Genomic DNA, 13,316 nt, shown 5'->3' with positions numbered 1-13,316 from the left:
GGCGCAGCGGACGGGACTCGAACCCGCGACCCCCGGCGTGACAGGCCGGTATTCTAACCGACTGAACTACCGCTGCGCGTCGGTTGGTGTCCTTTTCAGAACGCCTTTTCTCTTTCGAGAAACTCAAGAAGTGGTGGGTGATGACGGGATCGAACCGCCGACCCTCTGCTTGTAAGGCAGATGCTCTCCCAGCTGAGCTAATCACCCTTTGCTTCGTTGAGGCCGCGAAATTTACGCACCTATCGAAGCTAAGTCAAGGACAAGATTGAACTTTTTTTTAAAAAAGCAAAAATCGATAATCCCTGACTATTGCCCTAGCACTTATCGAATCCTTTTAAACCAGAAGGTGTTCACGCGTCGTACACCATTTTTTTACTCATGCCGCCATCGACCACAAACTCCTGCCCCGTTACGAACCCGGCATTGCGCGACAACAGCCAGGCCACCATCGAGGCCACGTCTTCCACCGTACCAACCCTGCCAGCGGGATGCTGCGAATGATCGTTATCGGCCAGCGGCTCGGCACGGCGCACTGAAGGATCCCGTGCATCGATCCAGCCCGGACTCACTGCATTGACCCGGATCTCTGGCCCAAGGCTAATGGCCAAGGCATGTGTCAACGCCAGCAAGCCACCTTTACTCGCGACATACGCCTCGGTATCCGGTTCGGACTGGCGGGCACGCGTGGAGGCCAGATTGACGATAGCGCCGCAGTGCGCCCGCAGATACGGTGCGCAATGCTTGGCCAGCAGCATCGGCCCGGTCAGGTTGACCGCCAGTACGCGGTTCCAGTGTTCAAGGTCGAGGCTTTCAAGGGTCATGTTGTGCGGATCAGCGATGGCGGCGTTGCACACCAACGCATCCAGACGCCCGAACTGCCCCAATACCTGCGCCACGCACTGAATAACATCCGATTCCTGTGCCACGTCCATCGCCACAAACCAGGCGTTTTCGCCCAGCACCTTGGCCACTCTGGAGCCACGCGTGCGGTCAATGTCCGTGAGCACCACCTGCCAGCCTTCGCTGACCAGCCAGGCGGCAATCCCAAGGCCAATGCCCCGCGCAGCACCGGTAACCAGTGCCACACGTCCGTTTGCGCTAGCCGATGTTTCGAGAATCAGGTCCGTCACAGTGCCGCAAGACCTCGTGCCAGATCCGCCTGCAGATCAGCGACATCCTCCAGGCCCACCGCGATCCGGATCAGGCTGTCGCGGATACCGGCCGCTTCACGCTCCTGGGGTGCCAGACGACCGTGGGACGTGGTGGCGGGATGTGTGATGGTGGTTTTGCTGTCACCCAGGTTGGCGGTAATGGAAATCAGGCGGGTCGCGTCGATAAAGCGCCAGGCACCCTCCTTGCCTCCACGGACCTCAAAGCTGACCACAGCACCAAAACCGCGCTGCTGACGCTGGGCCAGAGCATGCTGCGGATGGCTCTTGAGACCGGCGTAATGCACGTGCTCGATGCCGTCCTGCTGCTCCAGCCACTCGGCCAGGGCCAATGCGCTGGCGCAGTGGGCACGCATGCGCAGGTTGAGTGTTTCCAACCCCTTGAGGAAGATCCAGGCATTGAACGGGCTTAATGTCGGCCCCGCTGTGCGCAGGAAACCCACCACTTCTTTCATCTGTTCGCGGCGACCGGCAACCACCCCGCCCATGCAGCGGCCCTGCCCGTCAATAAACTTGGTGGCCGAATGCACTACGATGTCGGCCCCCAATTTGAGCGGCTGCTGCAACGCTGGCGTGCAGAAACAGTTGTCCACCACCAGCATCGCACCCTTGGCATGGGCCACTTCGGCGAGCGCGGCGATGTCAACCAGCTCGGCCAGCGGGTTGGAGGGGGATTCGACAAACAGCAATTTAGTGTTCGGTTTGATAGCGGCATCCCAGCCCGACACCTCGGCCAGAGGCACGTAGTCGACTTGCACGCCAAAACGCTTGAAATACTTTTCGAACAGGCTGATGGTCGACCCGAATACGCTGCGCGAGACCAGAATATGGTCGCCTGCGCTGCACAGGCTCATGACCACTGACAGGATCGCCGCCATGCCAGTGGCCGTGGCAACGGCCTGCTCGGCACCTTCGAGTGCAGCGATGCGCTCTTCAAAGGCGCGCACCGTGGGGTTGGTGTAACGCGAATAGACGTTGCCGGCTGCCTCGCCCGAGAACCGCGCAGCCGCATCGGCTGCGGTGCGGAACACGTAGCTCGAGGTCAGGAACATGGCGTCACCGTGCTCGCCCTCAGGCGTACGGTGCTGACCAGCACGTACGGCCAAGGTGTCGAACGCTACGCCCTCGAGGTCGCTGTCCAGCCGACCGGCATCCCAATCCTGACTCATGCTGCCCACTCCTTGCTGTAAAGACTGCTTTGTATTGGCTACTGTGCGTATCGGAAAAATGCAAACCGGCCCCTAGGGGCCGGTTCGGTAAAGCGCTAGTTGTTGTAGATGCCGATGGTGGCACCCACCCCCTGCGCAATCACCTTGGAGGCATCATTGCGCGCACGCTCGATGCGGTCCAGGTAGTTATCATCGATGTCACCCGTCACGTACTTGCCATCGAACACAGCGCAATCGAATTTCTCGATTTTGATCTTGCCACCGCCCACGGCATCGATCAGGTCTGGCAAGTCCTGATAGATCAGCCAGTCTGCGCCGATCAGATCAGCGACATCCTGGGTGGTGCGATTGTGCGCGATCAGTTCGTGAGCGCTCGGCATGTCGATGCCATACACGTTCGGGTAGCGTACTGCCGGTGCGGCCGAGCAGAAATAAACGTTCTTGGCGCCCGCTTCGCGCGCCATTTGAATGATCTGCTTGCAGGTCGTCCCGCGCACGATCGAGTCATCAACCAGCATCACGTTCTTGCCACGGAACTCAAGCTCGATGGCATTGAGCTTCTGGCGCACGGATTTTTTGCGTGCAGCCTGGCCCGGCATGATGAAGGTACGGCCGATGTAGCGGTTTTTGACGAAGCCTTCGCGAAATTTGACGCCCAAGTGGTTGGCCAACTCCAGAGCCGCCGTTCGGCTGGTGTCCGGGATCGGGATAACCACGTCAATGTCGTGCTCAGGACGCTCGCGCAAGATCTTGTCGGCCAGCTTTTCACCCATGCGCAGACGGGCTTTGTACACCGAAACGCCGTCGATGATGGAATCCGGACGCGCCAGGTAAACGTGTTCAAAGATACACGGCGTCAATTGCGGGTTGGCCGCGCATTGGCGGGTGTGCAGCTTGCCATCCTCTGTGATGTAAACCGCTTCGCCGGGCGCCAGGTCGCGAATCAGGGTGAAGCCCAGTACATCCAGCGAAACGCTTTCAGAGGCGATCATGTATTCAACGCCTTCGTCAGTGTGACGCTGACCGAATACGATCGGGCGAATGCCGTTAGGGTCGCGGAAGCCGACGATGCCGTAGCCGGTCAGCATCGCAACCACTGCATAACCACCACGGCAACGGTTGTGCACGTCTGTGACGGCAGCAAACACGTCTTCTTCGGTCGGCTGCAGCTTGCCGCGCTGGGCCAGCTCGTGCGCGAACACGTTCAGCAGTACTTCCGAATCGGAGTTGGTGTTGACGTGGCGCAAATCAGATTCGTAAATCTCCTTGGCCAGTTGTTCAACGTTGGTCAGGTTGCCGTTATGCGCCAGGGTGATGCCATAAGGCGAGTTCACGTAAAACGGCTGAGCTTCAGCTGAAGTCGAGCTACCAGCAGTCGGGTAGCGAACGTGGCCAATGCCTACGTTCCCGACCAGACGCTGCATGTGACGCTGATGAAACACATCACGTACCAGCCCGTTATCCTTGCGCAGAAATAACCGGCCGTTATGGCTGGTTACAATACCGGCAGCATCCTGGCCGCGGTGCTGGAGGACGGTTAGCGCGTCATACAGCGCCTGATTGACGTTCGACTTACCGACGATACCGACGATGCCACACATGCGACGCAACCCCTACTTTATGGATCTGAACTGAACACCGCTCACTTGGGCTGGGTAGCCGGCAAGAGATGTTCCTTGAACGGAATATCAGCGGGTACGCTGATACCGCTGGCGAGCCACTGACTGCTCAACCCCAAAATGAGATTTTTCGACCAGTCGGCAACCAATAGAAATTGTGGCAAAAGCCGAGACTCTTGCCACCACGAGTCCTGCTGTACCGGCCCCAGACTTAATAGCCCGACTGCCACGACCACCAGCAACGCGCCACGCGCGGCGCCGAAGGCCATGCCAAGGAATCGATCGGTCCCGGACAACCCGGTGACGCGAATCAGTTCGCCGATAAGGAAATTGATCATTGCGCCGACCAGCAAGGTGGCGACAAACATGATGGTGCACCCGGCGATGACACGGGCGGAAGGTGTTTCGATGTAGGCAGAGAGATATTCCGACAGGGAACCACCGAACATCCAGGCGACGACACCAGCAATGATCCAGGTGCACAGCGACAATGCCTCTTTGACGAAGCCACGCTTCAAACTGATCAGTGCAGAAATGGCAATCGTTGCAACGATTGCCCAGTCAACCCAGGTAAATGGCACGGTGCAGCCTACAGACAGATAAGGCGGCGCATTTTAGCAGAGCACCGCCTCACAGGTAAGGCGATTTAAACGCGCATTGCGTATCAGATTGAACCTTTTTTCAGTCTCAGCCACGTTCAGGCTGAAAGCGAACCACAAAACCCTTGAGATTTTGCTGTTTGCCCAACAAATCGCGCAGACGGTCAGCTTCCGCACGCTCCAGCAAAGGCCCTACAAAAACACGATTCATCCCGCCAGAGGTGCGAACGTAAGCGTTATAACCTTGATTACGAAGGGTTTTTTGCAGGTTATCGGCACTTGCACGATTGGACAGACTGACCAATTGCACTGACCAACTGATCGGCAAACCATTGTCATCGACACGTTTTTGCGTGGTATCGAGCTTGGCCGGCGCCTGCGCAACTGTTTGTGCAGGCGTAATGGCAGGCGGTTTAGGTGCAACGGCAGGCTTGGAAACCACCGGCGGCGCGACAACAGCTTCAGGCTCGGGCGCAGCAACCACAGCCTGCTCGACCGGGGCAGGCTCTTCGGGAATGACTTGCGGCTCGGGCACGGCAACCGGCTCAACCTGAACGCGCGGCAGCACGGGTACTTGAGGCGCCGTGGGCGCATCGACCTGAATCTGACGCTGCTCATCCTGACGCGAAAACAGCATCGGCAAGAAAATCACCGCCAATGCCACCAGCACCAGCGCGCCAACCATGCGCTGCTTGTACGCCTTATCCAGCAAAGCCATTTGCAGCCTCCTCCGTGGCGCGCCGCTCCAGCCATTCAAGGGCTTCGGCGACACAATAGAATGACCCGAACAACAGAATTTCATCAGCGGCCGTGGCCCGCTCGCACTGGGCTTCCAGCGCCGCCATCACACTGCCATGCTCCGAAACAGATGCGCCCTGGCGTTGCAGAACAGCACCCACTTCAGCAGCAGGACGAGTACGCGGGGTGTCTAGCGGTGCAACAGCCCAATGCTCGACCGGCACCGTAAACTGTGCCACTACCCCGTCCAGATCCTTATCTGCCAGCAAACCAAAGACAGCCAGGCGTTTGCCTGCAACCGGGCGCTGTGCCAGGCGCTGAACCAGATACTGCGCAGCATGCGGGTTATGGCCTACATCCAGAAGCAGGCTCAAGGTTTTACCGTGCCACGTGAACGAGCGACGATCAAGTCGGCCGGTCACACGGGTAGCCTTCAGCGCCCGGGCAATGGATTCCGGCTGCCAAGGCAAGCCACTCAGCGCGTAGCCTTGCACGGCCAGCGCCGCGTTTTCCATAGGCAAGTCAAGCAGGGGCAGATCGCGCAGTTCGATAACGCGTCCTTCCGCGCTCAGTCCCCGCCAATGCCAGACCTGTTCGGTGGTAGCCAGATCGAAGTCACGACCACGAATAAAGAGCGGGCAATCCAACGCGCGGGCTTTATCGAGCAACGTCTGAGGCGGATTCAAGTCACCACACAAGGCTGGCTTGCCTGGACGGAAAATGCCGGCCTTTTCGAACGCGACAGACTCTCGGGTATTGCCCAGGTATTCCACATGATCAACACCAATGCTGGTGACCAACGCCAGATCGGCATCCACCAGATTGACGGTATCAAGCCGACCGCCCAGCCCGACTTCCAGAATCACTGCATCGAGCCCGGCCCGCTGAAACAGCCAGAAAGCAGCCAGCGTTCCGACTTCAAAGTAAGTCAGGGAAATTTCGCCACGGCCCGCTTCGACCGCAGCAAAGGCTTCGCACAACTGTTCGTCTGTTGCTTCAACGCCATCGATTTGCACGCGCTCGTTGTAACGCAACAAATGTGGGGAGCTATACACCCCTACTTTCAGGCCTTGCGCTTGCAGCAACGATGCTACAAACGCACAGGTAGAACCTTTGCCATTAGTGCCAGTGACCGTCACCACCCGAGGCGCAGGCTTGCTCAGCCCCATGCGGCCCGCTACTTCACGCGAGCGCTCCAGGCCCATGTCGATGGCCGATGGATGCAACTGCTCAAGGTAGGCGAGCCACTGGCCAAGGGTGCGCCGGGTCATAGGTTTGCCGGGGCCGGCGGTACAACAATGGCTTCAACAGGAGGCGCCACGTACACCGGAGTCGGCAGGCCCATCATCTGCGCCAGCAGGCTGCCCAGACGCGGACGCAGTTCCTGACGGGATACGATCAGGTCGATTGCGCCGTGCTCCAGCAGGAATTCACTGCGCTGGAAACCTTCCGGGAGTTTTTCACGTACGGTTTGCTCGATCACACGCGGACCGGCAAAACCGATCAACGCTTTGGGCTCTGCAACGATCACATCGCCCAACATCGCCAGACTGGCCGAAACACCGCCGTAGACCGGATCCGTCAATACGGAGATGAACGGGATGCCCTCTTCACGCAGACGTGCCAGCACCGCGGAAGTCTTGGCCATTTGCATCAAGGAAATCAGGGCTTCCTGCATGCGCGCGCCCCCCGAAGCTGCGAAACAGATCATGGGGCAGCGGTTTTCCAGCGCATGGTTGGCGGCACGAACAAAACGCTCGCCAACGATGGCACCCATCGAGCCACCCATGAACGAGAATTCAAAGGCGGACACTACGACCGGCATGCCCAACAGGGTACCGCTCATGGAAATCAACGCGTCTTTCTCGCCAGTCTGCTTTTGCGCACCGACCAGACGATCCTTGTACTTCTTGCTGTCGCGGAACTTCAGGCGGTCAACCGGCTCCAGGTCGGCACCCAGCTCAACACGGCCGTCGGCATCCAGAAAAATGTCAATGCGGGCACGCGCGCCAATGCGCATGTGGTGGTTGCACTTCGGACAAACGTCCAGGGTCTTTTCCAGCTCAGGGCGATAAAGCACTGCGTCGCAGGACGGGCATTTGTGCCACAGGCCTTCAGGTACCGAACTCTTCTTGACCTCGGAACGCATGATCGAAGGAATCAGTTTGTCTACCAACCAGTTGCTCATGCTTTTTTTCTCCAGTACCGGGGCGGCTTGAACATCGGGTTCAGGCCCCGTGTATGCCCTTGAGCTAAATTCATTAGGTGTGTGGCGATGATTGCATTCACCTGCGGTCAGCACAGGGCTAACCGGCATTTCCTTGCAACCCTCAGCCTTCCCGACAACACGCACCAGAGCGGTTGCCACTTTAATTTCTGCCCGTCCAACAACCGGGCCCGCACGCTTTACTGCGGCGGTAATGATGGACGGTGGCAGACTGCCAACCGTCACATCATGCGTCAGTTTGTTCCACGAACCGCCTGCATGAAGGCCTGTATCTTGTCGTGATCCTTGATGCCCTTGCTTTTTTCTACACCGCCACTCACGTCCACGGCATAAGGACGAACCTGACGAATGGCGTCTGCCACATTATTGGCATTCAATCCGCCAGCCAGAATGATCGGCTTGCTCAAGTCCCGAGGTATCAAAGACCAGTCAAAGACCTCGCCGGTTCCCCCCGGCACCCCTTCAACGTAGGCATCCAGCAAAATACCGCTGGCGCTGCCATACATCGCGCACGCCTGCGCAATGTCATCGCCCGCCTTTACGCGAAGCGCTTTTATATAAGGACGGTGAAAGCTTTGGCACTGCCCTGGGGTTTCGTCACCGTGAAACTGCAGCAAATCCAGCGGTACAGCGTCGAGGGTTTCGTTCAGCTCGCACGCACTGGCATTGACAAAAAGACCGACCGTGGTCACGAAAGGAGGCAGTGCCGCAATAATGGTGCGGGCTTGCTGAACGCTGACGGCGCGCGGACTTTTGGCATAAAAGACAAAGCCAAGCGCATCAGCGCCGGACTCTACAGCAGCCAGCGCATCATCTATGCAGGTAATACCGCAGATCTTGCTGCGAACGGCTGACATGTCGGCTCCACCTCTGGATTGATGCGTGAAAGTGGCGGATGGTAACAAAAGCGTGAGCGGGCGTCAGCCGGCCAGTTCGCTAAAACCGGTCAGGAAATGCGGACCGATATACCTGTCAGGTAACTGGAACTCATCGTGATACTCCACCTGCACCAGATACAAGCCATACGGGTGCGCCGTGACACCGCCCAAGCGACGTTGACGGCTTTCGAGCACTTCCTTGATCCACTCGACCGGCCGCTCGCCGGCACCAATGGTCATCAGCACCCCCGCGATATTGCGCACCATGTGGTGCAGAAACGCACTGGCACGGATATCCAGCACGATCATCTGCCCATGACGGGTAACGCGCAGGTGATGCATTTCTTTGATCGGTGATTTGGCCTGGCATTGACCGGCGCGAAAAGCGCTGAAGTCATGCACCCCCAGCAAGTACTGAGCCGCCTCGGCCATGCGCTCGACATCCAGTGGGCGATGGTTCCAGGTCACTTCCTGGTTCAAATGTGCCGGGCGAATCTGATCGTTATAAATGACATAGCGATAGCGCCGTGCAATGGCTTTGAACCTTGCATGAAAATGCGCGGGCATGACTTTGGCCCAACTGACACTGATGTCATGGGGCAAATTGATATTGGCCCCCATCACCCACGCCTTCAGCGAGCGCTCAGCCTGCGTGTCAAAGTGCACCACTTGCCCGCAGGCATGCACACCGGCATCGGTACGCCCGGCGCACAACAATGAAACCGGGGATGCGGCGACTTTCGACAGCGCGTCTTCAAGGGTCTCCTGAACGGTCAGCACACCGTTGGCCTGACGCTGCCAGCCGCTGTACCGCGAACCTTTGTATTCAACACCCAACGCGATGCGGGAAAAACCTTCGGCAGCCATTTCAGCGGCTGCGTTATCTAAATTTGCCAAGGACTTACAGCCTGCTCATGTACGCAAAGGCGGGCATTATAAGGCGCACGCGCCAAGACGCCATGAAACAAATACGCCGCGCCGATGATTAAACGCGCTGACGCCCGCCTCGCAAAAACGACAACGGCAGCCATCCTGGCTGCCGTCGGCATTACACGCGTGCGATCACACCAGACGGGACAACATCTCATTGGCCTCGGCCAACTGCTCGGGATTACCTTCGCCCAGCACTTCAGTCAGGATGTCGCGCGCGCCCTCCGCGTCGCCCATATCGATATACGCTTGCGCAAGATCAAGTTTGGTCGCGGTTTCATCGGTCCCGGACAGGAAGTCGAACTCGGGCTCTTCATCCTGCTCGACCGCATCGTCTGCGGCAAATTTGCTTGTATCGACAAACGGCTCGGCAATTGGCGGATGCTCCAGGCTCTGCGACAGACGCTCTAGCTCGGCATTGACTTCATCCAGCTCCACCGCAAAGCTGTCAGGCGCGACCGGTACTTCTTCATCAGCCAACGACAGATCGAAGTCCGCAGGCAGGTCCAGATCATCGACGCCATTAATGTCGAACAACGGCGGCTCGGCATCAGACAACCCCTTGAGCTCGCCTTCCAGACCCAACAGATCCTCATCGGCCAATGTTGGGGCCGAGAGATCATCGTCCGGCAGGTCTAAATCGAAGTCAGAAAGATCTTCCTGGGCGGCCTGGGCCTCAGCCTGCTGAGCCAGCACCGCCTCAAAGCTCAATTCATCATCGGCAGGCGTCGCAGCTTGAGCCTGCGAGCTCACACCCGGAGCAACCACCGATGGCGATGCAGCCTCCAGATCGTCCAGACTCAGGTCGAAATCCTCATCGAATGCCTCGCTGACAGGCTCAGCGGGAACTGGTGCCTCTTCAACGGGCTCTTCCTGAAGCATGTCCTTGACGAATTGGGCATCCAGCTCGGCAGCGAGGGCGGCCGAGGCAATACCCGCAGCCGCGACAGCGGCCATGGCCGGATAGCGCGCTTTGAGTTGTTCGACTTCAGCGTGGTTTTTGCCATTGGCAATCAACTGACGCTCCTGCGCAACAAACGCATCACGCGCGCCCAGTTCACCGTAAACCTGCATCAGTTTCAGACGCAAATCGCTGCGCTGCGGCGCCTGCTCAATGGCAGACGTGAGCAACTCTTGCGCCTCATTGAACTGGCGGCGAGTAATGAGGTGTTCAGCTTCGTCCAGCACATCGCTATCGGGCTTGGACTGTGTTGCCGCAGCCACAACTGCTGCCGCTGCGACAGTGGCTGCCGCAACCGCAGGAGCAGCGGATTCGACAACCGGTGCAGGTGCAGGTGCAGGTGCAGGTGCAGGTGCAGGTGCAGGTGCAGGTGCCAGCTTGACGCTTGGAGGCGGAACTTCAAGGCCTTCAAAGCTGCTTTCCGGCATGTCCAGATCAGCAGTGAAATCCGACTCTTCCTCAAGCGCACGCGCCATGCGCAGGTGTTTTTCTGCGGCCTGTTGCGCTTTGCGGCGACGCGCCAGCAGCAACATCAGCAGTAACAACAGGAGCACGGCCCCACCACCCACCAGGCCCAGCAACAGCGGACTGGCAAGCAAGTCCTGAATACTGCGCTCCTGGGTTTGGGCATCATCCACCGGCGCCGGGGGAACGGCAGTGGCCGGTTTACCCTCAGTGGCCGGTGGAATATCAGCTTCGGGGGCATCGGCTGCCTGAGCCGCCAATTGCGCCGGTATCGCCGCAGCAGGATCAATGCCCGGCGCAGTGTCTGCCTGAAGTTTGGCCAACTGATCGTTTTTCAGCTCAATCAAACGCTGCAGTTTGTCCAGCTGGCTTTGCAGGTCCTGCATCCGGCTTTTCAGCTCGGCATTCTCTCGGCGGCTGGCATCCAGCCCTTCCTGAGTCATCGCCAGCTTGTCGCTCAGTTGCTTGACATCACCTGCCGCGCCCTTGCCTGCACCTTTGGCCGCCTGCCCGGAGACCAGGCTCAAGTTATCGCCAGCGGCCTCTTTGGGGGTTGCCAGTGCCGGGGCTTTACGGCCTGTTGCATTCAGCTGCTGGGCCAGCGGCACAGTACGACGCCCGTTGCGCCAGTCAGCGTTCTGCGACGCGACTTCAGCCACTGCCTTGGCATGGGGCAATTGAGTGCTTTGCGACGCATCCGGCAAGCGCAGTACCTGACCGGTTTTCAAGCGATTGATGTTGCCATTGATAAACGCATCGGGATTGAGCGCCTGAATCGCCAGCATGGTTTGCTGAACGGATCCCTCCGTGCGCGCCTTCGCGGCAATTTCCCAAAGGGTGTCACGGGCACTGGTTGTGTATTGCGCCGGGCTGCCAGCAGGGGCAGCCGTCGGGGTGGCTGCGGCAGCCGCCGCTGTTTGCGGCGAAAATTTGGCCGGGTCAAGCAACACGCTGTAATCGCGCAGCAAGCGACCGTTGGGCCACATGACCTGCACCAGAAATTTGACGAAGGGTTCTGACAGCGGCTGACTGGACGTCACACGCAACACGCTTTTGCCCTCCGGATTGATGACCGGGGTAAAGCGCAAATCATCCAGAAAGGCAGGGCGTTGTACGCCCGCTTTAGTAAATTCTTCAGTGGGTGCCAGGCTGGGGACCACTTCAGCAGCGGTCAAATCCTTGACATCCAGCAACTCGATTTCAGCCAGCAGCGGCTGGTTCTGCGTCGACTTCAGCGTCAGCTCCCCGAGCCCAAGCGCCTGTGCCATGCCTGATGACAGCGCCGAAGCGGCGGCGATTGCTAACACTAATTTGCGAACTTGAACCATAGCCTCTTCCTTATTGGTACAGACCCCGTCCCACGGGATCTGTATAGCTGCTGCCTGAAGACCTCACCCGGATTACACCGTTACCGGGGTGGTTCTCCCATTACGCCTTGCGAGCCCTGACAGCAACTGAACTGCAACGATTGGCCGTCTGGCTAGAATCATGCTGCAAATTGACGCCAAGTATCTTTTACAGCAGACCTTTTATCAACAACTCGGCCACCTGCACGGCGTTCAAGGCTGCGCCTTTTCGTACGTTATCTGACGTCAACCACAAATTAAGTTCAGAAGTATCGTCAACTCCGTGACGCACACGGCCTACATACACAACGTCCTGACCGACCGCATCCCCCACAGCTGTAGGATAGTCGCCCGCCTCAACCCGTTCGATACTATCGGCCGCATCGAGCAATGCATTAACCGCGTCCAGGTCCGCAGGGCCTGCCAATTGCACCGAAACACTGAAGCTGTCGCCAAAAAACACCGGCGCCTGAACACAGGTTACCGACACCTTGAGCCCGGGCATGCCCAACACATCACGCAGCTCACTGACCAGACGTCTTTCAAGTGGCACATGGCCCTGGGCATCAGGTTTACCGACCTGCGCCAGCAAATTAAATGCCATTTGCCGGTCAAAAAAGGTTGATTCCAGAGGACGCAAATTAAGCAGCTCAGCCGTCTGACGCGCCAGCTCGGACACCGCTTCACGGCCTTGGGCCGAGACCGCCAGGCATGCAGTGACACTCACCCGCTGGATGTCCAGTAGCCCACGCAAAGGGGCCAGCACCACCGCCAGCGCAGTCGCGGAAGCGCTTGGGCTGCTGATTTGTACGGGTTTGGGCAAATCCTCCAGCGTCTGCGCATTGGCTTCTGGTACGACCTGGGGCGCCTGGGCCGACGGCAAGGCGCCTGACAGGTCGATCACGGCACAGCCCGCCGCACTGGCTTTGGCGGCGTAACTTAACGTCACCGCTGGCCCGGCCGCGAAAAACACCATGCGTACCTTACTGAAATCAAACGCGTCGACTTCACGCACCCGCACGTTCTTGCCCCGGTAGGGCACCGAGCTTCCGGCGGACTCCAGACTGGCCAATAAATGCAGCTCACCGACAGGAAAATCCCGCTCTTCAAGAATTTGCACAATGGTTTCGCCGACAGTGCCGGTGGCGCCGACGACGGCGATATCAAAGGACTGGTTCATGGATCTACCTCAGGCGAAACAGTGGGAGCGGCACT

Annotated in this window: 11 protein-coding genes and 2 tRNA genes; all 13 read right to left on the bottom strand. The window is 58.6% G+C overall.

Annotation, left to right across the window (positions count from 1 at the left end; translation table 11 throughout):
• Positions 1-2 precede the first annotated feature (2 nt).
• Positions 3-76: transfer RNA gene (locus tag CJF39_RS19555), tRNA-Asp, on the bottom strand.
• 55 nt (positions 77-131) lie between these two features.
• Positions 132-207, bottom strand: a tRNA-Val gene (locus CJF39_RS19550).
• A 143-nt stretch (positions 208-350) separates the two neighbouring features.
• Positions 351-1,118, bottom strand: coding sequence for an SDR family oxidoreductase (locus tag CJF39_RS19545; RefSeq protein ID WP_432760257.1), 768 nt, complete (start codon positions 1,116-1,118; stop codon positions 351-353).
• Positions 1,119-1,126: 8 nt separating this feature from the next.
• Positions 1,127-2,338 (bottom strand): O-succinylhomoserine sulfhydrylase, encoded by a 1,212-nt coding sequence (locus CJF39_RS19540; RefSeq protein WP_094994921.1) that lies wholly within the window; start codon positions 2,336-2,338, stop codon positions 1,127-1,129.
• A 95-nt stretch (positions 2,339-2,433) separates the two neighbouring features.
• A complete protein-coding gene (gene purF, locus CJF39_RS19535) occupies positions 2,434-3,939 on the bottom strand; it encodes an amidophosphoribosyltransferase (protein WP_047275550.1) in 1,506 nt (501 codons plus the stop codon).
• Positions 3,940-3,980: 41 nt separating this feature from the next.
• Positions 3,981-4,538, bottom strand: coding sequence for a CvpA family protein (locus CJF39_RS19530; RefSeq protein ID WP_047275552.1), 558 nt, complete (start codon positions 4,536-4,538; stop codon positions 3,981-3,983).
• Between the two features lie 106 nt (positions 4,539-4,644).
• The gene (locus CJF39_RS19525) at positions 4,645-5,274 is read right to left on the bottom strand and encodes an SPOR domain-containing protein (RefSeq protein WP_094994920.1); all 630 of its coding nucleotides are present in this window, start codon (positions 5,272-5,274) and stop codon (positions 4,645-4,647) included.
• Positions 5,258-6,565, bottom strand: coding sequence for a bifunctional tetrahydrofolate synthase/dihydrofolate synthase (gene folC / locus CJF39_RS19520; RefSeq protein WP_094994919.1), 1,308 nt, complete (start codon positions 6,563-6,565; stop codon positions 5,258-5,260). The genes CJF39_RS19525 and folC overlap by 17 nt, the downstream gene beginning before the upstream one ends.
• A complete protein-coding gene (accD, locus tag CJF39_RS19515; RefSeq protein WP_047275558.1) occupies positions 6,562-7,482 on the bottom strand; it encodes an acetyl-CoA carboxylase, carboxyltransferase subunit beta in 921 nt (306 codons plus the stop codon). Before accD ends, folC begins: the two co-directional genes overlap by 4 nt.
• A 272-nt stretch (positions 7,483-7,754) precedes the next feature.
• Positions 7,755-8,378 carry a phosphoribosylanthranilate isomerase gene (locus CJF39_RS19510; RefSeq protein ID WP_094994918.1) on the bottom strand — a complete coding sequence of 208 codons (624 nt, stop codon included), beginning with the start codon at positions 8,376-8,378 and terminating at the stop codon, positions 7,755-7,757.
• Positions 8,379-8,441: 63 nt separating this feature from the next.
• Positions 8,442-9,266: a tRNA pseudouridine(38-40) synthase TruA gene (truA, locus tag CJF39_RS19505; protein WP_094994917.1), complete on the bottom strand. Its 825-nt coding sequence runs from the start codon at positions 9,264-9,266 to the stop codon at positions 8,442-8,444.
• A 195-nt stretch (positions 9,267-9,461) separates the two neighbouring features.
• Positions 9,462-12,083, bottom strand: coding sequence for a FimV/HubP family polar landmark protein (locus CJF39_RS19500; RefSeq protein ID WP_094994916.1), 2,622 nt, complete (start codon positions 12,081-12,083; stop codon positions 9,462-9,464).
• 187 nt (positions 12,084-12,270) lie between these two features.
• On the bottom strand, positions 12,271-13,281 hold the full coding sequence (locus CJF39_RS19495) for an aspartate-semialdehyde dehydrogenase (protein WP_094994915.1): 1,011 nt from the start codon (positions 13,279-13,281) through the stop codon (positions 12,271-12,273).
• Positions 13,282-13,316: the final 35 nt, after the last annotated feature.

The organism is Pseudomonas lundensis (assembly GCF_002269125.1).
GTDB lineage: Bacteria > Pseudomonadota > Gammaproteobacteria > Pseudomonadales > Pseudomonadaceae > Aquipseudomonas > Aquipseudomonas lundensis_A.
The sequence above is the reverse complement of the archived record's forward strand: the minus strand, read 5'-3'. Positions and strand labels throughout refer to the sequence as shown.